Raw genomic sequence first — 25492 nt, 5'->3', positions numbered from 1 at the left:
GCGCGCCCCTTCCACGGCCCGGCGCTCCATGGCCCCCATGGCCGCATTGGGATTTTCGACAGTGACCCAAGATCAACACCAAGACGACTTGCTGCGCCTTTTCGGCGTAGAACACCTGCACGGCGGCGACATCTGGGGCGCAGCCCGTCACCTGGGCCGGCCCATGGAGGATCTGCTGGATCTTTCGGCCTCGCTCAACCCCCTGGGACCGCCGCCGGGCCTGCAAAAGGTGATCATCGAGGCCCTGGATCGGCTGTGCAACTACCCCGATCGCCGCGCCTTCGAACTGCGCGAGCGCCTGGCCGCCAAGTTCGGCCTGCGGCGTTTCAACGTGCTGGCCGGCAACGGCTCGACGGCCCTGATCCGCCTGTTGGCCCGCGCGCTGGAGTTCCGCGAGATCCTCGTGCTGGCCCCGGTTTTCGGCGAGTTCACCCGGGCCCTGGCCGCCGCCGGTCGTCATTTTCATCATTATCACCTAGAGGAAAGCGAAGGCTACGCCCTCACCACCCGGCACATTGACAAAATCATGGCCCACAACCCCTCGGCGGTGGTGCTGACCAACCCGGCCACGCCCTCGGGCGCGCTGACCGCGCCGGAGGTGATCGAGGCGCTCTATCGCCAGGTCAAACGGCGCAACGCCTGGCTGATCATCGACGAGGCCTTCATCGACTTCGCCCCGGCCGACTCGCGCGATTGGGCCCCGCCGCGCATCCTGGAATACCCGCGCCTGATCGTTTTGCGCTCGATGACCAAATTCTACTGCCTGGCCGGCCTGCGCCTGGGCTACGTCATGGCCGACCGCGACGTCCTGGCTGAGATGGTGCCCCTGGGCGAGCCGTGGTCGGTCAACACCCTGGCCCAGGCGGCGGGCGTGTTCTGCCTGGATCAGGACGAGTTCGCCGACAAGACCCGCGCCACCGTCGACCGCCTGCGCGCCCAACAGGCCCAGGCCCTGGGCGAACTTGGCCTGGACGTCTTGCCCAGCCAGGCCAACTACCTGCTCTGCCGCCTGCCCGAGGGCGGCCCCTCGGCGGCCCAGGTGGCCGAGCACTGCTTTTATCAGGGCGTGCTCATCCGCGACGCCAGCAGCTTTGTCTGCTGCGGCGACCGCCACTTCCGCGTGGCCGTGACCGCCAAACGCTGCCTGCCCCGCCTGCTGGAGGCCCTGCGCGGCGCGTTGGCCGGCCAGCATTGACGCAGTTTGCCCGAAAAGGCCCGCAAGCAATCATAAAACCCGAGGAAGGATCATGGACAAGCCGCTTTTGATCGAAAAACAAGGGCACATCGCCTGGCTGACCCTCAACCGGCCCGACCGCTACAACGCCATGAGCATGGCCATGTACGAGATGTTTTTGGAGGAAATGCCCAAGCTCGACGCCGACGACGACGTGCGCGTGGTGGTGATCAAAGCCGCCGGCAAAAACTTCACCTCGGGCATCGACCTCAACGACTTCACCAACCTGCGCGAAAAGCCCACCGCCCTCATGCGCGAACGCCTGCGCCTGCACATCCTGCACCTGCAAGAGAGCATGAGCGTGGTCGAAAAATGCCGCAAGCCCGTCATCGCCGCCGTTCACGGGGCCTGCATCGGCGGCGGCGTCGACCTGCTCAGCGCCTGCGACATCCGCCTCTGCGAGGCCAAGAGCTACTTCAGCATCCGCGAAACCAAAATGGCCATCATCGCCGATCTGGGCACCCTGCAGCGCTTCCACACCATCGTCGGCCAGGGCCACTACCGCGAGTTGGCCTTGACCAGCCGCGACTTCAGCGCCCAGGAGGCCCTGGCCATGGGCTTTGTCACCCACGTCTATGACGATCAGGCCCAACTGTTGGCCGAAGCCGAAAAAATGGCCCGGCAGATCGCCGCCAACCCGCCGCTGACCGTCCAGGGCACGAAAGACCTGATGAACTTCACCCGCGACTTTGGCGTGCAGGCCGGCCTGCAATACGTGGCCCAGAAAAACTCGGCCCAGATCATCAGCGAAGACCTGATGGAGGCCATCGCCGCCTTCATGGAAAAGCGCCCGCCCCAATTCAAGGGCAACTAGCGTCGGTCGGGCCGGGGGGCGTCCTCCGGCCCGTTTCAGTTTTGCAGGGCTTGCGGCCCACCCTCGATGAAGGCCATGCCGTCTTGGCGGCCCAACTCCAGGGTGGCCAGCGACAGGTCCGGGCTGGCGTAGTCCCACTTGTTGACGGGGATGGGCCGCGAGGGCTGAATGTAGACGCGGCCCTGGTGGCCGCGCAACAGGCGCGGGTCGTAGCGCCGGGTCAAAAGGATCAGGGCCGGGCCGTCGTCGGGGCCCAGGGCGGCCAGGGGCACGTTGTCGATGAGCCCGCCATCGAGCACCGGCTGTTGGCCGCGATACATCGGCGGCAAAAGCGGAGGCGTGCAGCAGGTGGCCGTCATCAGGTTGATCAGATCCTCGACATCGTGGCACTGGCCGGCCAAGGCGACTTCGGGCGTGAAGCCCAGCCGCGACGGCCATTGGGGATGCAAGGGGGCCTTGAGGGCCTTTTCCAGGCTGTAGGCCAGGATGCCCAGCATCGCCGCCGTGGCCGGACCGGTCCAGCGCGGCGGCCGGGCGAGAAGCACGCGCAGTTCGGGCCCCGAGCGCAGGCGCTCCAGGCCGGCCTGATCCAGCCCGGCGCGCATGGTGGCCTCGAAGATGGCCGGGTGGGGCAGCGGGCGTTGGCCCTTGAGCAAAAGGCCCGGATAGAAGTTCTTGGCGTTGGCCGCCGTGGCCTTCAGGAAGTAAGCGGTGGCGCGGTCTTTTTGGCCGGCCAGCAGCAGGGCGGCCATGCAGGCCCCGGCGCTGACCCCGGCGATCACCGCCGGACGCAGGCCCAGGGCCGGGGCCACGGTCTCCCAGAAACCCACCTGCCAAAAGCAGCGATTGCCGCCGCCGGCAAAGACTATCGACTTGAATTCAGCCCCTGGCCGCCACAAGGCGCGCTCTCCTCTCAGATGTTGATCATGGCCACGGCGCCGCAGCGCTTTTGGCAATGATGGCCAAACCAGGCCGCGCCGTCAAGCCTCGGCCGGGGCCAACCACAGCAACGCAAACGCGCCGGCGGCGGCTGGTTCGGCGATTGTCTCGCCGCGCATCAGCTTGAGCAGATCGGCCCGGCCCAGCCCCGGAAAGACCACCACGTCAAGCCGATTGACCCCGGCCGGCCGCAATCCGACCGCCGCCAACAGCGCCGCGTAGTGGTCGCCCAGCGCCGTCAGCCGCCGCGCGGCCTCGGCTTGAGTCTGGGCGTTCCAAGGAGCGCTGGCCAGCCATTGCAGCAAATCATTCAGTTCGGCCTGGATCGCCGCCAGCTCCGGCCCCAGCTTGTCGATCAGCGCCTCCAGTTGAACCGGCGTCAACTGGCCCAGGTCCGGCAGATCCAGGCCGGCCGCCACCTGGGCCCGGGCCGAACCGGCCGCGGCCACGCCAGACCCGAAGGGCGCGCTGGCCCCGGCCGGCGATCTGAGGCCATCGCCGGGCGCGAACCTGGCGTTGGCCCGCTCGATGAGCGTCTGGACGGCCTGGGCGTCGGCGCCGATCAGCCAGGGCTGGTCGTCCTCCAACGCGTCGGCCAGCACGCTCCAGGCCGAAAGGCGGCGCGGCAGCAGATGATCCAGGGCCTGGCTGTAGTCCACCGGCGGCAGGGCGGCGGGGTCGAGGCCCTCGAACTCGGCCGGGTCGTGGCCTTGTTGGTCGTGGCCCATGGAGCGGGCCAGTTCGCGGCGCTCGTTTTCATATTGGGCCAGGGCCTGCTCGATGTCGGCGGCCTGGCGGTCGTGGATGTGGGCCAGGTGTAAAAACAGGTCGGCGGCCACGCCGGGCGGTTGTTCCTGGCCCACGACCGATTGACCATAGTTTTTCAGCTCGCTCATCACCGTGCGCACGGTCTCGGGCGGTTGGGGCAGCACGCCGGTCTTGACCGCCTCCAGTAGGCCCGAGCCATGATGCTGGCGCGCCCAGCCCTCCCACTGACGCAGCAAGCCGGCCATGCGCCGTGGCTGGTCGTCGGCGGCCTGGTCGGCCCCGGTGGAGGCCGTCGGCCGCGCCACCTGGACCAACGCGGCCGGATAGGCGGGCTCGCCGCCCTGGTCCAGGCTGGGCGGGGCCAGCACGCATAGCGGCTGGCACAGGGGCGTCAGCCGGCCCAACAACGAAGGCCGCGCGACAGTATCGGGAAAAAGCAGCACCGGAAAAGACATGGCCAGCCCCTTTCGCCGTCGCCGTCCAGCCCGGATGACGCGGCGCGGTGGTTGTGTTATGCTCCCATGGTCCAATAACGTCAAAGATCAACCCGGCCAGCGGAGCCAAAGCATATGGACCAACGTATTTTCGAGCTTGGCCTGTCGGTGGAGGCCACCAGCCTTTATCTTTTGCTGTGCCCCCTGGCCGAGGGCGGCGCGGCGCTGACGCGACAAAACGTCATGAGCTATTGGAACGCCAGCCCCGCCAAGCTGGAGGCCGCCGCGGCCGAACTGAGCGTCCACGGCGTGATCGAACAAAACGACGACGGCGCGTGGGAGATCCGACCCAGCCAATATTGGGCCGGCTCCTCCCTGGCCTGAGCGCCGCTAGACCAGGGCCACCACCCCGCTCACGCCGCGCAGGGCCGCGTAAACGGCCAACACCTGGCCGGAATCGCGCACCAGCACCTCCAGCGTCACCGCCACGTACTTGCCGCCGCTGGACGGCCGGCAACGCATCTGACCTTCCTCGCCCAACGGGCCCAAGACGCCTTCCACCGCCCGACGCACGTCGTCGACGTAGCTGGGGGCCTCGAAGCCGATGACCTTGAACATGTAGGGCCCCGGAAAACTGTGGTGGCGCTCCAGCAGGGCCACGGCCTCGGCCGACAACGCCGGCTGGGCCGCGCATTTGCCGCAGGTGCATTCGCTCATTGCCCACACCGCCAGGTTGGGATTATGATCTGTCATGCCAATGTGTTGCGTGTCACACCATTCTATCGGCCGGCGTGGGGCGTGTCAACGTCGGCGGGCGACCCGGCCCGCCATCTGGTCATACCAGATTATGGCCTCGTCAAAGGCCAAGCAGCCGGCGCGAAAGCTCGTCTAGCCCCTTGACTTGCGGCGCATCTGGGTGCAAGTTAAAGCGAATCGGTGTTCAGCCCGATTGGCTGCGTTCATCCACCCCAACGAAAGGTCGCCAACTTGTCAGACTTGCGCGTCATCGACGTCGGCCAAATCAGCCGCGAGCTGGCCCGGCTCTGCGGCGAGGCCGGCCTGATCCTGCCCGACGACGTGAGCCGGGCCTTTGCCTCGGCCATGCAAAGCGAGCCCTCGCCCGTGGGCCGCGAGGTCTTGCAGGTGCTCATCGACAACGCCCGGCTCGCCGCCGAGGAGCGCCTGCCCATCTGTCAGGATTGCGGCCTGGCCGTGGTTTTCGTCGACGTGGGCCAGGACGTCCATCTGGTCGGCGGCGATCTGGCCGAGGCCGTAAACGCCGGCGTGCGTCAAGGCTATCAAGAGCACTACCTGCGCAAGAGCGTCTGTCATCCCTTCAGCCGGGCCAACACCGGCGACAACACGCCCTGCGTCGTGCACACGCGCATCGTCCCCGGCGACAAGGTGCGCCTGAGCCTTTTGCCCAAGGGCGGCGGCAGCGAAAATATGAGCCGGGTGCTTTTGCTCACGCCGGCCCAGGGCCTGGAGGGCGTCAAAAAGGCCGTGCTGGAGGCTGTCCTGCACGCCGGGCCCAATCCCTGTCCGCCGATCATCCTGGGCGTGGCCGTGGGCGGCACGTTCGATGACGCGGCCGTGCGGGCCAAGCGGGTGTTTCTGCGCCACCTGGGCTCCCAAAACCCCGACCCCGAGGCCGCCGCCCTGGAGGCCGAGTTGCTGGCCATGGTCAACGACACCGGCATCGGGCCGGCCGGCCTGGGCGGCGGGACCACCTGTCTGGGCGTCTTCGTCGACATCGCCCCCTGTCACATCGCCAGCCTGCCGGTGGCCATCAACGTGCAGTGCCACGCCGCGCGGCACAAGGAGGCAGTGTTGTGAGCCAGATCAAACGCCTGAGCACGCCATTGTCCGACGCCGACGTGGAAGGGCTGCGCAGCGGCGACCGCGTGCTGCTTTCCGGGACGATCTACACCGGTCGCGACGCCGCCCACAAGCGCATCGTCGCGGCCATGGCCGCCGGCCAGGCCCCGCCCTTCGACCCGCGCGGGGCGGTGATTTTTTACGTCGGCCCCTCGCCGGCCCCACCGGGCCGGGTCATCGGCGCGGCCGGCCCCACCACCAGCTATCGCATGGACGCCTACGCGCCCACGCTCATCGAGGCCGGGCTCAAGGCCATGATCGGCAAGGGCGGCCGGGGCCCGGCGGTCAAGCAGGCCATGCAAAAGCACAAGGCCGTCTACCTGGCGGCCATCGGCGGGGCCGGGGCCCTGATGGCCCACTGCATCAAGGCCGCCGAGGTCATCGCCTACGACGACCTGGGCCCCGAGGCCGTGCGCCGGCTGGAGGTGGCGGAGATGCCCCTTTTTGTGGTAAACGACGTTTACGGCGGCGACCTCTACGAAGAAGGCCGCGCGGCCTATCAAAAAAAATAGGGCCGATTTGGCTTCACGCGAGGCGCATCCGCGGGAGCGCCCCCAATCTCGCAAGGAGAGCCTATGAAAGCATATCCACCAAAGGTGCGCTATCGGCTGCATCCGGGCTACATCGCCTGGCTGTTCCAGCGCATATCGGGCCTGGCGCTCGTGCTGTACCTGATCATGCACGTCTACGTCATCCACCACATCGCCCTGGGTCGCCAGGCCTTCGACGAGATCATGGCCGTGGTGCAGTCGCCGCTGTTTCATCTGGCCGAGGCGGCGCTGTTGGCGGCGGTGGTCTACCACGGCGTCAACGGCCTGCGGGTGATTCTGTTGGACTACGGCCGGGCGGCCGACAAGCAAAAAATCTCGCCGTGGGTCTTGGGCGTGATGAGCCTGTGCGCGGTGATCGTGCTGGCCGGCGCCATCCCCATGATCAAGCTGGCCCTGCACTAGGAGGCCGTGATGAAATTCTTGGGATCGGGGCGCACCGGCGCTTTCGAGTGGTTTTTCCAGCGCGTTTCGGGCGTGGCCCTGGTGGCGTTGCTGGGCCTGCATTTCATTTTGATCCACTACACCGGCGAGCCCGGGCCGGTCACCTACGACAAGGTGGCCCCGCGCCTGGCCTCGCCGCTCTACAAGGCCTGGGAGCTTTTGTTCCTGGTTCTGGCCCTTTATCACGCCATGAACGGCGTCAAGCTGGTCATCGACGACTACGTCCACAACAGCACGTGGCGCTCGTGCCTGCTGGGCCTTAGCTGGCTGGTCGCCTTGGCCCTTTTGATCTTCGGGGCCCTGACCATCATCACCTTCAGCTATCAGCCGGGAGCGTAGCCATGGCCATCAAAAGCGACATCATCGTCCACCGCGTGGACGCCCTGGTGGCGGGCGCCGGCGGCGCGGGCCTGCGGGCGGCCCTGGAAGCCGGCAAACAGGTCGACACCGCCGTCATCACGCAAGTCTTCCCCACGCGCAGCCACACCGTCAGCGCCCAGGGCGGCATCGGGGCCAGCCTGGGCAACGTCGAGCAAGACTCGTGGCATTATCACATGTTCGACACCGTCAAGGGCTCGGACTGGCTGGGCGACCAGGACGCCATCGAGTTCATGTGCCGCGAGGCGCCCAGCGTGGTCATCGAGTTGGAGCACATGGGCCTGCCCTTTTCGCGCATGGACGACGGCCGCATTTATCAGCGGGCCTTTGGCGGCCACACGTCCAAGTATGGCACGGCCGCCGTGCATCGCTCCTGCGCCGCCGCCGACCGCACGGGGCACGCCATGCTGCACACGCTCTTTGAGGAATGCCTGCGTTGCGGCGTGAAATTCTATAACGAATACTACATGTTGCAGCTTATAACCAACCAGGGCCATGTCTGCGGCGCGCTCTGTTGGGACATGATCAAGGGCGGCTTCCATCTGTTCCACGCCAAGGCCACGCTATTTGCCACCGGCGGTTACGCCCGGGTCTTCACCACCACCAGCAACGCCCACATCTGCTCCGGCGACGGCGCGTCCCTGGCCCTGCGGGCCGGCCTGGCCGTGCAAGACATGGAGTTCCTGCAATTCCATCCCACGGGCATCCTGGGCGCGGGCAACCTGATCACCGAGGGCGTGCGCGGCGAGGGCGGCTTTTTGCTCAACGCCCTGGGCCAGCGCTTCATGGAGACCTGCGCGCCCCACGAAAAAGACCTGGCCTGCCGCGACGTGGTCAGCCGGGGCATCGCCGAGGAGCTGCGCGGCGGCCGGGGCTGCGGCCCCAAGAAAGACCACGTGCTGTTGCAGATCCACCACATCGGCGCCGAAACGATCATGGAGCGCCTGCCGGGCATCTGGGAGCTGACCAAGGTCTTCGCCGGCGTCGATTGCACCAAGGAGCCCATCCCCGTGGTGCCCACGGCCCATTATTCCATGGGCGGCATCCCCACCAACCGCCGGGCCGAGGTGGTCGTCCCCGGCGCGGACGGCCCCGAGACCGTCGTGCCCGGCTTCTACGCCGCCGGCGAGGCGGCCTGCGCCAGCGTGCACGGGGCCAACCGCCTGGGCACCAACTCCTTGCTGGACCTGATGGTCTTTGGCCGCGAGGGCGGCCGGCGCATGGCCCAATACGCCCAGCAAAACGAAACCTGGCCCGATCTGCCCGAAAACGCCGGCAAGCAAGGCCTGGCCGAAGTCGAGCGCCTGGTCAACGGCGGCGGCGGCGTGCGCCTGGGCCCGCTGATGGAGCAACTGCGCGACGACATGGAGCGCCACTGCGGCGTCTTTCGCACCGCCGACGACCTGGAGCAACTGCGCGGCAAACTGGCCGCCCACCGCGCGGCCTACGCCAAGGTGGGCGTGGCCGACAAGGGCGCGGCCTACAACCTCGACCTCATCGAGGCCCTGGAGCTGGGCCACATGCTCGACGTCTGCCAGGCCATCTGCCAGGGGGCCCTGGCCCGCCAGGAAAGCCGCGGCGGCCACTACCGCGACGACTATCCCCAGCGCGACGACGCCAACTGGCACAAGCACACCCTGGCCCTGCTGGAGCCCGACGGCCAGGCGCGCCTGGAGTACAAGCCCGTGCGCATGCAGCCGCTGAGCGTGCCGACCATCGATCTGGCCGAGCGGAAATATTAAAGGGGGCGTCAAGATGGAAAAGATAGTCTTCAGCATTCTGCGTTACGACCCCGAAAAGGACAAAAAGCCCCACTACCAGGACTTCGACGTGGAAATCCGGCGGCCGGGCATGATGATCCTCGACGGGCTCAACCAGATCCGCTGGGAGCAGGACGGCACCTTGGCCTATCGCCGCTCTTGCCGCGAGGGCGTCTGCGGCTCCGATGGCGTCAACGTCAACGGCGTCAACATGCTCACCTGCGTGACCCACATCACCGAGGTGGTCAAAAAAGGCCGCCTGGTCATCCAGCCCCTGCCCAGCCTGCCGCTGGTCAAGGACCTGGTGGTCGACCTGGACGATTTCTTCAACAAATACTTCACCGTCAAGCCATACCTCATCAGCAAGACGCCGCCGCCCCACCGCGAGCGGCTGCAATCGCCGGCCCAGCGCAAGAAGCTCGACGGCCTCTACGAATGCATCCTCTGCGCCTGTTGCAGTTCCTCGTGCCCATCCTATTGGGCCAACCCAGAATATCTGGGCCCCAGCGCCATGCTCAACGTCGCCCGCTTCGTCGAGGACTCCCGCGACGACGGGGCCGACGAGCGCCTGGACATGCTCGAAGACCGCATCGGCGTCTGGCGTTGCCACACCATCCTCAACTGCGTCGAGGCCTGCCCCAAGTCACTCAACCCGACCCAGGCCATCGCCACGCTGAAAAAACTCTTGGTGCAACGTCGCTTCTGAACCGAGGCTGCTGCACGGGGCATCCTGCCCCGTGCAGCAGCCTCGAACCACAATCAGCCCCGCGCGGCCCCGCCCTGACCGGGGCGGGGCTTTCTCTTTTGGAGCCTCGATGAGCGACGAAATGGAGCCGCGCCGTAAACGCCTGCGCATGGCGGCCGGCCGCCGCGGCTTTCTGGAGGTCGAACTGGCCATGCGACCCTTTCTGGAACGCGAACTGGCCGGTCTGAACGAAAACGAGCTCGATCAGCTCGAAACCCTGGCCCGACTGGAGGATCTGGACCTCTGGGCGGTGATCAGCCAGGCTGCCCCTCCGCCGCCGGGCGTGGAGCCGACGCTGGTGGCGCGCATCCGGGCAGCGGCGCTACGACGCTGAATCTGTTTGACATATGCCCGCCCCTGGTCTATCGTGTAGTGGAATGGCCATTGAATCCAGGCGGTTATTGCCGTGAAGGGCGAGGTGGCCGCAAAGGGCCTGGATGCTCGTGAAGACGGTCGGCGGGCTGAAGGAGCTCTATGGGCCGTTGACGGCGAGGGGGCGGCCGGATAGCCCTATGGCCTGGATGCTCGTGAAGGCGGACGGCGGGCTGAAGATGCTGGACCATTGACGGCGAGTAAACTGGCCGGCCACCGCGGTGGGTTTCCGGTCATTGACGAGGCTGGCAAGCGGACGGGTTGAATGACGCTTTCGAACAACATCACGCTGCACCCGGTGATCAGCCCGGAACAAATCCGCGCCCGCGTGGGCCAGTTGGCCGACAGCCTCAAGGCTGACCTGGGTGACGAGCGACCGGTGCTCTTGGGCGTGCTCAAGGGTTGCTTCATGTTTTTTACCGACCTGGCCCGCCAGCTCGACCTCGACGCCGACATCGATTTCGTGCGCCTGGCCTCCTATGGCGCGGGCATCGAAAGCTCTGGCCGCGTGCACATGGTAAAATCGCCCGAGGTGGAGCTCAAAGGCCGCACGGTGATCATCGTCGAGGACATCGTCGACACGGGCCTGACCATGCGCTGGTTGATCGACCACCTGGCCCAGTTGGGGCCCAAGCGGATCAAGGTCTGCGCCTTCATCGACAAGCCCGAACGCCGGCAGACCCCGGTGGAGATCGACTACGTCGGCTTCCACGTGCCCGAGGGCTTCCTGGTGGGCTACGGCTTGGACTACAACGAAAAATATCGCAACCTGGCCGGCGTGTTCGAGGTCAGATTCGAGCCAAGCGACCGCAAGTAGGGGTTGAAGCCGTGATCGTCACTTGCCCGAAGTGCCAAGCCAAGTTCAACCTTGACGAATCCAAGATTCCGCCCGAGGGCGCTTGGGTCCGCTGCAGCAAGTGCGACGAGGTCTTCCAGGTCTTCGCGCCGGGCGCGCCACGGCCCGACGAGGCGGCCGACGATCCATCCGAACTGGACGCCGACCTCTTCACATCCGACGACGCCGACATGGACGACGACCTGGATCTGGACCTGGACGCCCGGCCCGCGGCCGAAGGCAGTGGCCGCGGCAAGGCCTTCAAGATTTTCTTCTGGCTCTTCGCCGCCATCCTGATCGTGGCCTTGCTGGCCGTGGGCGGTGTGATCACCCTCGGCCGCATGGGCATGGGCGGCGAGATCGTCTCGCGCCTGGCCCAGGTGCCTTATCTGGGCCAGCTCATGGGCACGCCGGCCGAAAGCGCCATCCAGAAAAACAACGACCCCACCGGCACGGCCAACATGGCCCTCAGCCAGGTGCGCGGCTCCTACCGCATCAATCAGCACGCCAACCAGATCTTCGTCATCAGCGGGCGGGTTGACAACGCCGGCGACGAAACCCGCGCCGAAATCCTGGTGCGGGCTATCCTTCTCAACGACAAGGGCGAAAAGGTCGTGGCCGCCACCAGCTACGCCGGCCAAACCCTGACCCAGGAGCAACTGCGCGATATGACCATCCAGGACATCGCCCGGCGACTGTCCTCGCCCGTGGGCGAAGATGGCGTCAAGCACGTGGTCGCCCCCAACGCCTCGGTTCCGTTCATGATCGTCTTCGCCAACCTGCCCAGCAACCTCTCGGAGTACATGACCGAAGTGGTCTCGACCAAACCAGTGCAATGAGCCACGGCCACCCGGTGGGCGGGTTTTTAGTGCAGACGCGCCTCCTCATCGGCATCACCCTCTCGTTGGCCGTGCTGGCCGGCGGCACGCTGGGCTACTATTGGCTCGAGGGCTGGGATCTTTTCGACTCCCTCTACATGACCATCATCACCGTCACCACCGTCGGCTTTGGCGAGGTGCGCCCCCTCAGCCCCGAAGGCCGCACCTTCACCATGGTCTTGCTGCTGGTGGGCGTGGGCATAATCCTGTATCTGATGACGACCATGACCCAGATGGTGGTCGAGGGCAAAATCCGCGAGGCCTTGGGGAGGCGAAGCGTGCAAAAGCACATCCGGTCCATGCGCGGCCACTTCATCGTCTGCGGCTACGGCCGCATCGGTTCGCAAGTGGCGCAGATGCTGCGCGAAAACGGCGTCAAGACGGTCATCGTCGACAGTAGCGATAGGATCAGGGATCGCCTGACCGAGGCCAACCAGGAATTCATTTTCGGCTCGGCCACCGAGGACGAATGCCTCATGGCCGCCGGCATCGACCGGGCGCGGGGCCTGGTGGCCTCGGTCAGCTCCGACGCCGACAACGTCTTCATCACCCTGACGGCCAAGGGCATGAACCCCAACCTGATGGTCATCGCCCGGGCCACCGAGCCGGGCAGCGAACTGAAACTCAAGCGGGCCGGGGCCGACAAAGTCGTCTCGCCCTATTTCATCGGGGCGCGGCGCATCGCCCAGATGGTCATCCGGCCGACGGTGGCCGACTTCGTCGACCTGACCTTTCACACATCGGACATGGCGCTGCGCATGGAAGAACTGACCGTCGGGCCCAAGGCCGAGCTGGTCGGCGTGACGCTGATGGATTCGGGCATCCGCAAAAACCTCGACGTCATCGTCCTGGCCATCAAAAAGCCCGGCGGCGGCATGGTCTTCAACCCGCCGGCCAGCACCGTCGTCGAGGTTGGCGACACCCTGGTGACCATGGGCCCCCGCCAATCGATGAACAGGCTGGGCCAGATGGCCGACGCCGTGGAGGACTGAAGGCCGGCCGCCTCAACCAAAGGCGACGATCAGCGCGCCGCCGGCCACCACCAACGCGCAGGCCGCCAGGCGCTGGGCCAAGTGGCCCTCGCCCAACAACACCCCGCCCAACAGCACCGCCAAAATCGCGCCGCCCCGCTTGACCGCCAGCATGTAGGCCGCCGGGGCCACGGCGATGGCCATGAAGTGGCAGACCATCATCACCGCCACGCCGCAACTGACCCCGGCCAGGCCCCACGGTCGCCGCAGCCAGGCCCAGCCGATGGGCCCCCGCGCCCGCGCCGCCGCGGCCAGGGCCAAGGCCACCAGCAGCGGATAAACCCCGGCCATGAACCAAGGGTTGGAGGCGTTGACGGCCGCCTTGCCCAAAACCGCCGTCAGCGAATAGATGGCCGCCGCCGCCAAGGCCAGCAACACGCCGCGCTGGCGGCCAATGGCCTTGATCGGCTCCAGCCAGCCGTGGCGCACCTGGTGCAGGTTGACCACGTAGCCGCCGGCGGCCATGGCCAACACCCCGGCCGCGCCGGCCCAAGTGGGCCGCTCGCCCAGGATCGGCAGGCCGGTGAGCATCACAAACAGCGGCGTGGTGGCGAAAAAAGGCTGGACCAGGCCCAGGGGCGCGATGGCCATGGCCCGCAGATACAAAAATAGCGCGGCCACCTCCAGGGGCAAGGCCAGCAGCACCGGCCAGGCGAAATCAGCGCCGACGGCCGGCCATGGCGTGACGGCCAAGATGACCACCGGCGCCGGCAGCAGCCCGAAAATACGGGCCATCACCGCCTGGTTGACGGGTAGGTCGGAAAGATGGCGTTTGGTGAAATAGTCGGCGATGGCCATGCCCAGGGCCGAACCCAGGGCCAACAGAAACCAGCTCACGGGGCCCCTTGCTTTCGTGGCGGGCGGCCGCCGCGGCCGGGCCGCGTGGCGTTGAGCCGGCGCCGGGGATTTGAGCGGCGGGCCGTTCCGGCCCGCCAGCGAGGCCTTCGCGTGGCCTCAATGCCTATTCCTTGGGCAGCACCCGCACGGGGATGACGCCGTCCAGTTCCTTGGCGAAACGCAGCGCATCGGTTTCATCACCGACGATAGCGCCATAGTGCATGGGAATGGCCAGCTTGGGCCCGATGGCCATGGCCGCCTGGGCCGCTTCCTCGGCGGTCATGACATACGTGCCCGAGACCGGCAGCAGCGCGATGTCGACGATGAGCTTGTCCATCTCGGGGATATAGTCGCTGTCGCCGGCGTGGTAGATGCTCACGCCGTCGACCTTGATCACGTAGCCCAGCCAGAGGTTGTTTTTGGGGTGGAAGTCCTTGCCCAGATTGTAGGCCGGCACGGCGACCACGTCCACGTCGCCGACCCGGCCGGTCTTGCCGGGGACCATGGCGGCCACCTTGCCGGTGAGTTTTTCGGCGGCGTCGGCCTCGGCCAGGATGACCGTCTCGGGGCCCTGGATCTTGGCTACGTCCTCGGGCGAGCAGTGGTCGTAGTGATCGTGGGTGATCAGGATCAGCGAAGCCGTGGGGCCGCCGGCAATCCGATAGGGATCCCAGTAGATTGGCCCTTGCGGCCGGTCCAGCCGGAAGCAATCGTGCCCCAGCCAATGCAGGTTCGCGACGATTTTTTCGATGGCGGCTTGATCTGCCATGGGAGCCTCCCTGTTGGTGCGGCGCGTCTCAGGCCTCGGCCAGAACCACGCGGTGATTGACCAGGGACATGGACTTGATCCGGCCCTTGATCACTTTTTGTTCGCCGTAGATGGACACCAGGCGGACCTGGCCGCCATCCTCGGGTTCGATGACGTCCACATCGGCCAGCAGAAGCTTTTCCTCACCGGCCGCATCGACGATATAGGCGGTGGCTTCACACATCTTTCATCATCTCCTTCAACCCCACCTGGATGATCTGATCGACCTGGTGGGGAAGCGGTTCGTGGTTGACGCTGACGATCTCGACGTTTTCGCGGGTCAGCGGCAGGAGGAACTTGCGGGCGCGGCAGGTGGCCACGGCCTGGGCGATGGCCGGAGAGACCTCGCCCATCATGGCGTTGGCCAACACGATGCTGACCGGGCCGATGACAACGTCCGCCTCCTGGATGCTGACGATAATGGCGTTTTCGCCGGTGGCCCCGCGGTTGGCCCTGGCTTTCATCATCTGGGCCGTGGCGATGGCGTTGGTGCCCAGGGCCAGCACCTCGACATTTTCGCCGAATTCGTCCTTGATCCGGCGTATGATGACGCTGCCGATGCCGCCGCCTTGGCCGTCTATGACACAGATGCGCACGACTCCTCCGTCTCAAGTTGGAGAATACAACCGTTTGGCCCGCCATTCAAGGCGGCGAGGGCTTGTGCGTCAAGCCAATTCAAGGTTAAATTGAGTCTCATTTTTAGCGAAAGAGTTTAGCATGGATTGGCGATTTCTTGGCCTGGTTTTTGGCGCTTACCTGATCGGAGCCATTCCCAGCGGCGTGCTGGTCAGCCGCCTGGGCGGCAAATCCGATCCGCGCCTGGGCGGTTCGGGCAACATCGGCGCGACCAACGTCCTGCGCGTATCGGGCCGTCTGGCCGGCGCGCTGACCCTGGCCCTGGACTTGGCCAAGGGCGCCGGCCCGACCCTGGCCGCGGCGCTGCTGCTGGCCCCCTGGCAGACGGCGCTGGTGGGCGTGGCGGCGTTTGCCGGGCATATCTTCCCGGTTTATTTGCACTTTCGTGGCGGCAAAGGCGTGGCCACCGCCCTGGGCGTCTGGTTGATCTGGTCGCCGGCCAGCTTTTTGGCCGTGGCCGCCATCATCGTTTTTTTGGCTTGGCGCACCGGCCAGATGTCGGTGGGTTCGCTGGCCGGCTGCGGCTCGGCCCCGCTGTGGCTGCTGATCGACCACTGCCCGGCGGCCATGCTCTGGGCGGCCGTCGTCATGTCGGGCCTGATCGTCTGGCGGCACAAGGACAATATCGTCCGCCTGCGTAGCGGCATGGAAAACAAGCTCAAGTGAAATTCACAATAAGGCGGCTTGCCTTCACCGGTTTTTCCTCTAGAATTCACAGAGCACCATGACGTTACAACGGCCCCGCGCCAATGCCTCACCAGGTGACCACATGTCCAACAACCACGCGAACAAGTTATCCGTCCTGATCGTCGACGACTCCAAGACGGCGCGGGAGCATCTACACTCGGTTCTGGGGCAGTTGGGCCACGACGCGGCGGCCGTCTGCTGCGGCCAAGATTCCCTGAACGCCATCGAGCGCACGGCCTTCGATTTGATCCTGGTCGACCTGGTGTTGCCGGATATCGACGGCATCGACGTGCTCAAGGCCATGCGCGCGATTTGCCCCGACACGCCCATCATCATAGTCACGGCCTTCGGTTCGATGCAAAGCGCCGTCCAGGCCCTGCGCCACGGGGCCGACGACTACATCGCCAAGCCCATCGACGAAGAAGTCATGGCCGTGCGCATCAACGCCGTCCTGGCCGCTCGCGCGTTGCGCCGCAGCCACCAGGAGCACGAAAAGCTCAAGGCCGCCATGGCCACCGCCGGGGCCACCGCCCACGAAATCAACCAGCCCCTGATGGCCATCCTCACCGCCTCCGAGTTGCTGGCCCAGAGCGACAACAAAAAGCGCATGAAAGAGCTGGCCGCCATCATCGCCGAGCAGACCAAACGCATGGGCGACATCGTCTGGAAGCTCTCGCGCCTGACCAGCTACAAGACCATGCCCTACACCCGCGAGACCGACATCCTCGACCTGGAAGCCAGCAGCCAAAAGCCCTGACGCCACTCAAAGCTTGCCCAGCACGCTTTTCCTGCGCCGCAGACGTTTGGGCGCGCGGGTGGAGGGGCCTTTCTTGCGCGTGGAAAAATCCCAGCCGTCGTCGCCTTCATCCTCGGCCGAGCCGCCGGCGCCCAGCACGCAGTCCATCAGCAACGCCGCAAAGCGCCCCGAGCTGACCACCTGCGCGTCGTGGGCCTGGCAGCGCCGGGCCAGGTCGCGATCGCTGGTGACCACGGTCAGGCCCGGCCCGTGACGCGCGGCCAGGTCGGCGATGACGTCGTCGGCCGAGCGAGCGCGGCCGGAGAACAACGTCGGTACGCCGTGCAGGGCCTGCCGTCCGCCTTCTGGCTCTGGCCCACCGTCGAGCACGATGGTGATTTTGTGTGCTTTTTTGCGGCGATAAAGGTTGAGTGCCGCGGCCAGGGCGTCCGCCCCCTGGCCGGTGGCCTCGGCCATGGCCAGTTCGGGCACGTGGTGGATGAGGTTGTAGCCGTCGATGACCAGTTGCACTGGGCCTACCTCAGCAGGCCGAGGAGCCTCTCCAGTTCGTCGTCGCTGGCAAAGGGAATGACGATGGAGCCTTTTTTGCCCCGGCGCTTGATCTGCACCCTGGCCCCGAAGCGTCGCGCCAGGTCGTCGGCCAGGCTGTCGATGTGCAACTGAATCGGCGTCGGTTCGGCCGGCGCGCCCTGGCCGGGCTCCAGGAGCTTTTTGACCAGCCGTTCGGTGGCCCGCACGCTCAGGCCCCCGGCAACGATCTGATCACGGACGGCGCGCATGCGGGCGGCGTTTTGCAACGCCAACAGGGCCCGGGCGTGGCCGGCGCTTATGCGACCGTCGGAGATGTCTTGTTGCAGCTCGGCCGGCAGCTTGAGCAGGCGCAGGCTGTTGGCCACGGTGGAACGGTCCTTGCCCACGCCGCTGGCGATTTCGTCGTGGCTGAGGCTGAACTCCTCGACCAGGCGCTCGAAGGCCTTGGCCTCTTCCATGGGGTTCAAGTCTTCGCGTTGCAGGTTTTCCAGCAGGGCCAGGAGCAGGGCCTGCTGATCGGTGGCCTGGCGCACCACAACCGGCACGGTGTCCTTGCCCAGCATCTGGCAGGCGCGCATGCGTCGTTCGCCGGCGATGAGCTGATAGCCGCCAGGGGCCGGCCGCACCACCAGAGGCTGCAACACGCCGTGTTCGGCGATGCTGTCGGCCAGGGCGCGCAGGGCGTCCTGGTCGTAGAGGCGACGGGGCTGATAGGGGTTGGGCTCCAGGCGCTCCAGGGGCAGGTCGATGATGCGGTCGTTGGGCCTGGGCATGGGCTCGCCGGCGGGCGTGGGCGGGGCCAAATCCTCGCCCAGCAGGGCGGCCAAACCACGGCCCAGGGCCTGCTTGGCCGGCTTTTTGCGCGGGCCTTGTCCGCTCATGAGGCTTCTCCCCGGCGGCGGGGGCCGGCCATCATCTCGCGGGCCAACGAAAGATAGGCCTGGGCGCCGCTGCTCTTGATGTCATAGAGCAACACCGGCTTACCGTGGCTGGGCGCTTCGGAAAGGCGCACGTTGCGCGGGATGACCGTCTCGTAGACCATCTCGCCGAAGTGGCCGCGCACGTCGCCCTCGACCTGGCGGGCCAGGTTGTTGCGGCCGTCGTACATCGTCAGGACGATGCCCTCCAGGCCCAGGCCGGCGTTGAAGTTGCGACGCACCCGGGCCACGGTCTGCAACAACTGGGTCAGGCCTTCCAGGGCGTAGTATTCGCATTGCAGGGGAATGAGCACGCCATCGCAGGCGGTGAGAGCGTTCAAGGTCAACAGGCCCAGCGACGGTGGGCAATCGAGGAAGATGTACTCGAACCGGCTGACGATTTCGCCGAGTGAGTTGGCCAGCAGGCGCTCGCTGCCCTCGGTGCCGCCCAACTCCACCTCCACGCCAAAGAGGTTGACGTTGGAGCCGATGAGCGTCAGGTGCTCCAATTCGGTGGCGCGCAGGGCGTCGGCGGCCCGGCAGTGGTCGATGAGCATCTGGTAGACCGTGTTGTCGCCGGGGCCGATCTTGACCCCCAGGCCGCTGCTGGCGTTGCCCTGGGGGTCGCAGTCGACCAACAGCACGTCGCGCTCAGCCGCGGCCAAGCTGGCGGCCAGGTTGACGGCCGTGGTGGTCTTGCCCACCCCGCCCTTTTGGTTGGCGATGCAGATAACGCGGCCCATGAACCACCTTAACGCCGGCGACGACCCTCGACAAGCCGAAAGCCGCCGCCGACAATGCGTTTAGCGCCGTTTGCCCCTGGCCTTGCCTTGGCGCTGCTTGTTGGCCGAGGCCTTGGCCGCGCTTTGGGCCTTGGTCGCCGGCGCGGCCTTTTTGCCGGCCTCGGCGGCGGGCTGGGCCTTGGCCGCCGGCGCGACCTTGGCCGGCTCGGCCTTGGCCGCCGCTTCGCCGCCAAAGGGCAGGCGCGGCTTGCCCTCGGGCAGCAGCAAAAGCACCGGGCTGGCCACGAAGACCGAAGAATAGGTGCCCACGCCGATGCCCACCAGCAGGGCCAGGGCGAAGTCCTCGATCACGCCGCCGCCCAGGGCCCAGAGGCAGACCAGGACCATCAGCGTGGTGCCCGAGGTCAGGATGGTGCGGCTGAGGGTCTGGTTGACCGAGGCGTTGATGGTCTGGGCCAGGTCGCCGCCGCCGCCGGATTTGGTCAGGTTTTCGCGGATGCGGTCGAAGACGATGATGGTGTCGTTGAGCGAATAACCGATGATGGTGAGGATGGCCGCCACCGTGGCCAGGGTGAATTCTTTGTCTAGCAGGCTGAAGACGCCCACGGTGATGATGACGTCGTGCAACAGGGCCACGATGGCCCCCAGGGCGTAGCGCAGCTTCAGATACCAGCAGGCGGCCATGGTCACGGCCATGGCGATGACGATCAGCGTCACCGCCCCCGCCCCGCCGCTGATGGCCTCGACCAAAAGCGTCACGCCCACCAGCACCGCGGCCATCAGGCCGGCCAGGGCCCACTTGCCCTCGAAACGGCCCGAGATGTAAACGGCGATCATCAATATGGAATACAAAATGGCCAGCAAGGCCTTTTCGCGCAGGTCGTGGCCCACCTTGGGGCCAACCATCTCCACCCGCCGCACCTCGAACTCGCCTTGGCCATAGGCCTGGGCCAGGGTCTGGTTGATTTTGTCGCCCAGGCCGGTCATGTCCATGTCTTGCTTTTCGGTGCGGACCAAAAACTCCCTTTTATCGTCGCCGCCGAAGAACTGCACCGTGGCGTCGGCCATGCCCAGGGGCGCCAGGGCTTTTTTGATCTGGCCGGCGTCGGTGGCCTTGTTGAAACGCACCTGCACCAGCACGCCGCCAGCGAAATCCACGCCGTAGCGCGGCCCACCGTTGATGGCCAGAACGATCACGGTCATCAGGATCAGCAGGCCCGATGCGGCGAAGGCCAGATAGCGCTTGCCGATGAAATCGATGTTTATGTCCGGTCTAATCAGTTCCATGAGTGCTCCGCGCGCACGTGTATTGTTCAGATGCTCAGCTTTTTGGGCTGATACTTCCGCAAAATCCAGTCAAACACCACCCGGGTGAGGGTTATGGCCGTGAACAGCGAGCTGGCGATGCCCAGCGACAGCGTCACGGCGAAGCCGCGCACCGGCCCCGTGCCGAACTGCAACAGGACCAGGGCCACGATCAAGGTGGTGATGTTGGCGTCGAGGATGGTCATCGTGGCCCTGCCATAGCCGGCCTCGACCGCGGCCGCCGGCGTCTTGCCGGCGCGCAGTTCCTCGCGGATGCGCTCGAAGATCAGCACGTTGGCGTCGACGGCCATGCCGATGGTCAGGATGATGCCGGCGATGCCGGGCATGGTCAGCGTGGCCTGGAACTCGGGCATGGCCCCCAACAGGCCCATGGCCCCCAAGATGAGCACCAGGTTGGCCAAAAGCGCCATATTGGCGATGATGCCCGAAGCCTTGTAGTAGATCAGAATGAACAACACCACCACGCCAAAGCCCACGATCATCGACAAGAAGCCCTGGTTGATGGAGTCCTGGCCCAGGCTGGGCCCGACGGTGCGTTCCTCGAGCACCACGATGGGCGCCGGCAACGCGCCAGAGCGCAGCACCACGGCCAAGTCCTTGGCCTCGTCCAGGCCGAAGTCGCCGGTGATGCGGGCCTCGCCGCCGGTGATGGGCTCCTGGATCGTCGGGGCCGACTGCACCTTGCCGTCGAGGACGATGGCCAGGCGGCGCTTGACGTTCTTGGTGGTCACCTCGGCGAAGTCGGCCGCCCCGCGCGAGTTGAAGGCCACCAGCACCAGGTAGTTGCCGGGGTAGTCCGGGTCGGGGCGCACGCGGGCGTCGGTGATGTTTTCGCCGGTCATGGCCCGGCGGGCGCGCACGACGATGGGCGATTTGACCGTGCGGCCGGTGATCGGATCCTTGCGATACATCTGCAGCAGTTGCGAGCCGGGCGGGATGCTGTCCATGGTCGCCGAGTTGGCGTCGATGGTGTCGTCGACCAGGCGGAACTCGAGTTGGGCGGTCTTGCCGATCAGGGCCAGGGCCCGCTTGGGCTCCTTGACGCCGGGCAATTGCACCAAAATGCGGCCGCCCTCCTGGGGCACGATCTCGGGCTCGGCCACGCCAAACTGGTCGATGCGGTTGCGGATGACTTCCAGGGCCTGGGCCGATGCCTGCTTTTCGATATCGGCGATGGCCTCGGCCTTGAGCCGCAAGACGACCTCTGAACGGCCGCGGTCGAGCGGCTTGGTCGAGGCGATCTCATAGTCGTTGCTGTACTGATTTTCGATGATGTCCTTGAGCTTGGCCAGGTCGTTCTCGCCGGCCACGGTGATGGCGATCTGGTTGCCGCCGATGGCCTTGGGCCGGGTGGCGCGCACTTCGCTCTTGAGGCGGCGCTCCAACTCCTGGGCCGTGCGCTCGACGCTGGCCTCCACGGCCTGGGCCACCTTAACCTCGAGGACAAGGTGCATGCCGCCCTGGAGGTCCAGGCCGAGGCGGATCTTGTCCGACGGCAAAAAGCCGGGCCACCAGGCCGGCATCTTGGGCACCACGTTGGGCATCAGGAACAACAGCCCAATAAAAATGACCACCGCCACGATCGCGGTTCTCAGGGTCAGATTTTCAGACAAGGTCAACTCCTCGACATTGGCTGGCGCGCATTGCCCATCGCCCGGCCGCGATCGGCCAGGCGACGGGCGCGTGGTTGGCGAACGCTATTTCTTTTTGCCCTTGGCCGAAGCCTCGGCGGGGGCGGGCTGACCGCCGGCCAGGCCGGCCACGGCCCCGCGCTGCACCTTGATGCGCACCTGGGGCGCGATCTCGACGACGACGGTCTGGTCGGTCAGGCCGGTGATGCGGCCGAAAATGCCGCCCGAGGTGACGATCTGGTCGCCTGCCTTGAGGTTGCCCAGCATCTCGCGATGGGCCTTGGTCTTCTTTTGCTGGGGCCGGATCAGCAGAAAATAAAACACCACGAACATCAGCACGAGCATGGGCAGGGGGCCGGTCAACATGCCGGCAATACCGCTGGGGGCGGCGCCGCCGGCGGCCTCCTGGGCCATGGCGTTGGTGGCGAACAACAGGTCCAACATCGTCTATTTCCTCCGCGTTTGGCGTCTGCCCGCTATTGCTGGCCAAGCTCCAGCTCGGCCAAAAAACCACGGGCGAATTCTTCGTAACGATCCTGGGCGATGGCCTGGCGTAGCCGTTCCATCAGGCCCAAGACAAAATGCAGGTTGTGCAACGTGTTCAACCGATAGGCCAAAAGCTCGCCCGCCATGTAGAGGTGGCGCAGATAGGCCCGGCTGAAACGCCGGCAGGTGGGGCACTGGCAATCGGGCTCCACCGGCCGGGGATCGTCTTTGTAGCGCGCGTTTTTAATGTTCATGCGCCCGCGCGCGGTGAGCAGGGCCCCGGTGCGGGCCGTGCGCGTGGGCAGCACGCAGTCGAACATGTCCACGCCCAACCCGACCGCGCGCACCAGGTCGGCCGGGTCGCCAACCCCCATAAGATAGACTGGTCCGGCCCCGGACACAAGAGGCACTGTCCGTTCAATGACCTCCATCATGATTTCTTTGGGCTCACCCACGCTGAGCCCGCCCAGGGCGTAGCCGTCCAACTCCAGCTCCAGCAGCAGCTCGGCCGATCGGCGGCGCAGATCGTGGTAGACCCCGCCTTGCACGATGCCCATCAGCGCCCCGCCCCCCTCCGAGCGCGCGGCCAGGGCGCGGGCCGCCCAACGAGCGTCGCGGGCCAGGGCCGTGGCGATGTAGGCTCGGTCGGCCCCCGGCGGCGGGCACTCGTCCAAGACCATCATCACGTCGCTGCCCAAAAGCTCCTGGGCTTGCACCGCCCGCTCGGGGCCCAGGCTCATGGCCGAGCCGTCCAGGTGCGAGCGAAAGCTCACGCCCGATTCATCCAGCTTGCGGTTGGCCGCCAGGCTGAAGACCTGAAACCCGCCGCTGTCGGTGAGGATGGGGCCATCCCAGGCCATGAAGCGGTGCAGCCCGCCCAGGGCGGCCACCTCCTCGGCCCCCGGCCGTAGCGACAGATGATAGGTGTTGGCCAAAATCATGTCCGCGCCGGCCTGGGCGACCTCCTCGGGCATGAGCGTCTTGACCGTGGCCTGGGTGCCCACGGGCATGAACGCCGGCGTGCGCACGGCCCCCCGCCTGGTGTGCAAAAGGCCCGCCCTGGCCCGGCCACTCCGGGCCGTTTGTTGGTAGCGCAACCTGGCCATGGTCAGACGATCAACATGCCGTCGCCGAAGCTATAAAAACGATAGCGCTGGCGCACGGCCTCGGCGTAGGCCGCCAACACCCGCTCGCGGCCGATCAGGGCCGCCACCAGCATCAAAAGAGTCGTGCGCGGCAGATGAAAATTGGTGAGCAGGCCGTCGGCGGCGCGGAAACGATGGCCGGGCTGGATCAGTATATCACACCAGCCGCGCCGCGGCCGGGGAGCGCCGCCCGGCCCGGCCAGCCATTCCAGGGCGCGCATGCTGGTGGTGCCCACGGCGATGACTCGCCCGCCGGCGGCGCGCGCCGTGGCCACGGCCTGGCAGGCCGCCTCGTCGATCTCGACCCATTCGGCATGCAATCTGCCTCGGGCCAGATCCTCGGGCGCGGGCTCGGCAAAGGTGCCGTAGCCCACGTGCAGGGTCAGGCGGGCGATGTTCACGCCGCGCCGCTGGAGGGCGGCCAGCAGTTCGTGGCTGAGGTGTAGCCCGGCCGTGGGCGCGGCCACGGCCCCGGCCTTGGCCGCATAGACGGTCTGGTAACGGCGGACATCATCGTCACTGGGGCCGTTGGGCCGCCGGATATAGGGCGGCAGCGGCGCTTGGCCAAAGCGCTGGGCCAGCCCCAACGCGCCGCTGGGCAGCTCCACCACGGCCTGGCCACGTTGGCCGCGCTCCAGCACGAAAATCCAGGGGCCGTCCGCGCCGGCCAGGCTCAGGCGCTGACCTGGCCGCACCGGCCGATGGGCGCGCACCAGGGCCTGGTGCCGTTCGCGGCCGTCGACCAGACGCTCCAGGGGCAGGGCCGGATTGAGCAGAAAGACCTCGGCCCGACCGCCCGACTCCTTGCCGACCAGCAGGCGCGCCGGCACGACCTTGGTGTCGTTGAGCACCAGGATATCGCCAGGGCGGAGCAGCTTGCACAGATGGGCCACGCGCAGATGGCGCGCCGGGCCACCGTCGCGGCCCAGGGCCATCAGCCGGGCCTGCACGCGGCGTGGGGCCGGCTTTTGGGCCACCAACTCCGGCGGCAGATCGTAATCGTAGTCGGCCAGCGGGTCCAGGCGCTGGGGCGACTGGGGGCTGGCCGGCAGCGGCGTCATGGGACGTTGCTCCCGGGCCGGCGTGGACGGCCGGCAAAAGAATGGTCGATGCGGGCGGGGCCATGGAGCGGCCCCGGAATTTTGCATCTTATTACCCGCCCCGGCCATTGTCAAGCCAAGGCCAGGGACGCCCGCCGCGCCTAACGGCCCGAACGCCGCAGCAATCGCCGTTTACGGCGGCGCTGGCCCTCGCCGATGGCCCTGGCCCCGGCCCCGAAAACCATGCGCAGCACCTCCACGAAGATCAGGCACCCCAGCACCAGCGCGGCCACGAAAACGAACTTCTGGCCCACCTGCCACCAGTCGAATTCGCGCTCCATGCCCCGGCTGGACGCGTCGGGGTCGGTGAACCACCGGAACACGTTCCAGCCCATGCTTTCGGCCTGGGGGTCGTCCTCAGCCAGGCCGATGTCCTTGAGGCCCTTGGACATGCGCTTGAGGCGGTTCTGGGCCAAATCCTCGTCGTCGGCCGGCTTGGGCGCGGCTTTGGGCCGCTCCATGATCACCCGCACGCCCGGTCTTTTGAGCCGCTCCACCTCGGCGTCGGCATAAATGTAAAAGCGCGCCGAGGCCAGGGGGATAATCGTCAGGGTGCTGCGCTGGAAGATGAGCCACTGCTCCCAGTTTTCGTCCAAGAGCAACTCGTGGGAGTAGTAATCCATGTCTTCGATCTGGGCCGGGCCTTGTTCGGGCGTGGGCTGGCTGGCCAGGGCGTGAAGGCGGTCGATCAGTTGGCGGTCGTCGAGGGCCTGGCGTCGCCACTGGTCAAGCAGCTCCGCCCAGCCGTGGGGCGAGGCCTGGACCAGGCCGCCGCCGGCCAGGCAAAATAGCGCCGCGCACAGCAAGACACGGGCAACCTTGATCAAAGA

31 protein-coding genes are annotated in these 25492 nt (G+C 66.6%); 15 read left to right on the top strand and 16 right to left on the bottom strand.

What is annotated here, in order from left to right; all coding sequences use genetic code 11:
* Positions 1–61: 61 nt before the first annotated feature.
* Both DEBA_RS05485 and DEBA_RS05480 read left to right on the top strand, forming a co-directional pair.
* Positions 62–1195, top strand: coding sequence for a pyridoxal phosphate-dependent aminotransferase (locus DEBA_RS05485; RefSeq protein ID WP_013257921.1), 1134 nt, complete (start codon positions 62–64; stop codon positions 1193–1195).
* 52 nt (positions 1196–1247) lie between these two features.
* Entirely contained in the window at positions 1248–2048 is an 801-nt protein-coding gene (locus DEBA_RS05480) for a crotonase/enoyl-CoA hydratase family protein (RefSeq protein WP_013257920.1), read from the top strand.
* Between the two features lie 35 nt (positions 2049–2083).
* On the opposite strand, the gene DEBA_RS05475 is transcribed toward DEBA_RS05480, so the two are convergent.
* Positions 2084–2947 carry a patatin-like phospholipase family protein gene (locus DEBA_RS05475; RefSeq protein ID WP_013257919.1) on the bottom strand — a complete coding sequence of 288 codons (864 nt, stop codon included), beginning with the start codon at positions 2945–2947 and terminating at the stop codon, positions 2084–2086.
* 81 nt (positions 2948–3028) lie between these two features.
* On the bottom strand, positions 3029–4210 hold the full coding sequence (locus DEBA_RS05470) for a hypothetical protein (protein ID WP_013257918.1): 1182 nt from the start codon (positions 4208–4210) through the stop codon (positions 3029–3031).
* Between the two features lie 114 nt (positions 4211–4324).
* On the opposite strand from DEBA_RS05470, the gene DEBA_RS05465 reads away from it, so the two are divergent.
* A complete protein-coding gene (locus DEBA_RS05465; RefSeq protein WP_013257917.1) occupies positions 4325–4573 on the top strand; it encodes a hypothetical protein in 249 nt (82 codons plus the stop codon).
* A 6-nt stretch (positions 4574–4579) separates the two neighbouring features.
* On the opposite strand, the gene DEBA_RS05460 is transcribed toward DEBA_RS05465, so the two are convergent.
* Positions 4580–4906: a DUF493 domain-containing protein gene (locus tag DEBA_RS05460; protein WP_013257916.1), complete on the bottom strand. Its 327-nt coding sequence runs from the start codon at positions 4904–4906 to the stop codon at positions 4580–4582.
* A 270-nt stretch (positions 4907–5176) separates the two neighbouring features.
* Between DEBA_RS05460 and DEBA_RS05455 the strand changes: the two genes are divergently transcribed.
* From DEBA_RS05455 to DEBA_RS05410, 10 genes are all read left to right on the top strand, one after another.
* Positions 5177–6025, top strand: a complete 849-nt coding sequence (locus DEBA_RS05455; protein ID WP_013257915.1) for a fumarate hydratase — start codon at positions 5177–5179, stop codon at positions 6023–6025.
* Positions 6022–6579 carry a Fe-S-containing hydro-lyase gene (locus tag DEBA_RS05450; RefSeq protein WP_013257914.1) on the top strand — a complete coding sequence of 186 codons (558 nt, stop codon included), beginning with the start codon at positions 6022–6024 and terminating at the stop codon, positions 6577–6579. The genes DEBA_RS05455 and DEBA_RS05450 overlap by 4 nt, the downstream gene beginning before the upstream one ends.
* A 63-nt stretch (positions 6580–6642) precedes the next feature.
* Positions 6643–7020, top strand: coding sequence for a succinate dehydrogenase, cytochrome b556 subunit (gene sdhC, locus DEBA_RS05445; protein WP_013257913.1), 378 nt, complete (start codon positions 6643–6645; stop codon positions 7018–7020).
* A 9-nt stretch (positions 7021–7029) separates the two neighbouring features.
* A complete protein-coding gene (gene sdhD / locus DEBA_RS05440) occupies positions 7030–7398 on the top strand; it encodes a succinate dehydrogenase, hydrophobic membrane anchor protein (RefSeq protein WP_013257912.1) in 369 nt (122 codons plus the stop codon).
* A gap of 2 nt (positions 7399–7400) precedes the next feature.
* On the top strand, positions 7401–9179 hold the full coding sequence (sdhA, locus tag DEBA_RS05435) for a succinate dehydrogenase flavoprotein subunit (RefSeq protein ID WP_013257911.1): 1779 nt from the start codon (positions 7401–7403) through the stop codon (positions 9177–9179).
* A gap of 13 nt (positions 9180–9192) precedes the next feature.
* Complete coding sequence (locus DEBA_RS05430) at positions 9193–9903, top strand: succinate dehydrogenase iron-sulfur subunit (RefSeq protein WP_013257910.1); 711 nt, start codon at positions 9193–9195, stop codon at positions 9901–9903.
* 109 nt (positions 9904–10012) lie between these two features.
* Positions 10013–10276 (top strand): succinate dehydrogenase assembly factor 2, encoded by a 264-nt coding sequence (locus DEBA_RS05425; RefSeq protein ID WP_013257909.1) that lies wholly within the window; start codon positions 10013–10015, stop codon positions 10274–10276.
* 303 nt (positions 10277–10579) lie between these two features.
* Positions 10580–11131: a hypoxanthine phosphoribosyltransferase gene (gene hpt / locus DEBA_RS05420; protein WP_013257908.1), complete on the top strand. Its 552-nt coding sequence runs from the start codon at positions 10580–10582 to the stop codon at positions 11129–11131.
* Between the two features lie 11 nt (positions 11132–11142).
* On the top strand, positions 11143–11988 hold the full coding sequence (locus tag DEBA_RS05415) for a zinc-ribbon domain-containing protein (RefSeq protein WP_013257907.1): 846 nt from the start codon (positions 11143–11145) through the stop codon (positions 11986–11988).
* A 29-nt stretch (positions 11989–12017) separates the two neighbouring features.
* Complete coding sequence (locus DEBA_RS05410; RefSeq protein WP_187288594.1) at positions 12018–13019, top strand: potassium channel family protein; 1002 nt, start codon at positions 12018–12020, stop codon at positions 13017–13019.
* A gap of 12 nt (positions 13020–13031) precedes the next feature.
* Here DEBA_RS05410 and DEBA_RS05405 read toward each other — a convergent pair whose 3' ends face one another.
* The 4 genes from DEBA_RS05405 to DEBA_RS05390 all read right to left on the bottom strand — a co-directional run bounded on the left by DEBA_RS05405 (position 13032) and on the right by DEBA_RS05390 (position 15299).
* Positions 13032–13895, bottom strand: a complete 864-nt coding sequence (locus DEBA_RS05405) for an EamA family transporter (protein WP_013257905.1) — start codon at positions 13893–13895, stop codon at positions 13032–13034.
* A gap of 124 nt (positions 13896–14019) precedes the next feature.
* Positions 14020–14664, bottom strand: a complete 645-nt coding sequence (locus tag DEBA_RS05400) for an MBL fold metallo-hydrolase (RefSeq protein WP_013257904.1) — start codon at positions 14662–14664, stop codon at positions 14020–14022.
* 28 nt (positions 14665–14692) lie between these two features.
* The gene (locus tag DEBA_RS05395; protein ID WP_013257903.1) at positions 14693–14887 is read right to left on the bottom strand and encodes a CooT family nickel-binding protein; all 195 of its coding nucleotides are present in this window, start codon (positions 14885–14887) and stop codon (positions 14693–14695) included.
* Complete coding sequence (locus DEBA_RS05390; RefSeq protein ID WP_013257902.1) at positions 14880–15299, bottom strand: DUF3842 family protein; 420 nt, start codon at positions 15297–15299, stop codon at positions 14880–14882. Before DEBA_RS05390 ends, DEBA_RS05395 begins: the two co-directional genes overlap by 8 nt.
* Positions 15300–15420: 121 nt before the next feature.
* Between DEBA_RS05390 and plsY the strand changes: the two genes are divergently transcribed.
* A complete protein-coding gene (gene plsY, locus DEBA_RS05385; protein ID WP_013257901.1) occupies positions 15421–16005 on the top strand; it encodes a glycerol-3-phosphate 1-O-acyltransferase PlsY in 585 nt (194 codons plus the stop codon).
* A 103-nt stretch (positions 16006–16108) separates the two neighbouring features.
* Positions 16109–16783, top strand: a complete 675-nt coding sequence (locus tag DEBA_RS05380) for a response regulator (protein WP_013257900.1) — start codon at positions 16109–16111, stop codon at positions 16781–16783.
* Positions 16784–16789: 6 nt separating this feature from the next.
* Here DEBA_RS05380 and DEBA_RS05375 read toward each other — a convergent pair whose 3' ends face one another.
* The 9 genes from DEBA_RS05375 to DEBA_RS05335 all read right to left on the bottom strand — a co-directional run bounded on the left by DEBA_RS05375 (position 16790) and on the right by DEBA_RS05335 (position 25489).
* Positions 16790–17293: an NYN domain-containing protein gene (locus DEBA_RS05375; protein ID WP_013257899.1), complete on the bottom strand. Its 504-nt coding sequence runs from the start codon at positions 17291–17293 to the stop codon at positions 16790–16792.
* 5 nt (positions 17294–17298) lie between these two features.
* Positions 17299–18195 carry a ParB/RepB/Spo0J family partition protein gene (locus DEBA_RS05370; protein WP_013257898.1) on the bottom strand — a complete coding sequence of 299 codons (897 nt, stop codon included), beginning with the start codon at positions 18193–18195 and terminating at the stop codon, positions 17299–17301.
* On the bottom strand, positions 18192–18974 hold the full coding sequence (locus DEBA_RS05365) for a ParA family protein (protein WP_013257897.1): 783 nt from the start codon (positions 18972–18974) through the stop codon (positions 18192–18194). Before DEBA_RS05365 ends, DEBA_RS05370 begins: the two co-directional genes overlap by 4 nt.
* A gap of 60 nt (positions 18975–19034) precedes the next feature.
* Positions 19035–20261, bottom strand: coding sequence for a protein translocase subunit SecF (gene secF, locus DEBA_RS05360; protein WP_013257896.1), 1227 nt, complete (start codon positions 20259–20261; stop codon positions 19035–19037).
* Positions 20262–20287: 26 nt separating this feature from the next.
* Complete coding sequence (gene secD, locus DEBA_RS05355) at positions 20288–21913, bottom strand: protein translocase subunit SecD (protein WP_013257895.1); 1626 nt, start codon at positions 21911–21913, stop codon at positions 20288–20290.
* An 84-nt stretch (positions 21914–21997) separates the two neighbouring features.
* Positions 21998–22375, bottom strand: a complete 378-nt coding sequence (gene yajC / locus DEBA_RS05350) for a preprotein translocase subunit YajC (RefSeq protein ID WP_013257894.1) — start codon at positions 22373–22375, stop codon at positions 21998–22000.
* 32 nt (positions 22376–22407) lie between these two features.
* On the bottom strand, positions 22408–23523 hold the full coding sequence (tgt, locus tag DEBA_RS05345; RefSeq protein WP_013257893.1) for a tRNA guanosine(34) transglycosylase Tgt: 1116 nt from the start codon (positions 23521–23523) through the stop codon (positions 22408–22410).
* A gap of 2 nt (positions 23524–23525) precedes the next feature.
* Positions 23526–24623, bottom strand: a complete 1098-nt coding sequence (gene queA / locus DEBA_RS05340) for a tRNA preQ1(34) S-adenosylmethionine ribosyltransferase-isomerase QueA (protein ID WP_013257892.1) — start codon at positions 24621–24623, stop codon at positions 23526–23528.
* 140 nt (positions 24624–24763) lie between these two features.
* On the bottom strand, positions 24764–25489 hold the full coding sequence (locus DEBA_RS05335) for a hypothetical protein (RefSeq protein WP_013257891.1): 726 nt from the start codon (positions 25487–25489) through the stop codon (positions 24764–24766).
* Positions 25490–25492 lie beyond the last annotated feature (3 nt).

It is taken from the genome of Desulfarculus baarsii DSM 2075 (assembly GCF_000143965.1).
GTDB lineage: Bacteria > Desulfobacterota > Desulfarculia > Desulfarculales > Desulfarculaceae > Desulfarculus > Desulfarculus baarsii.
This window is presented reverse-complemented; position numbering and strand designations above follow the sequence as displayed.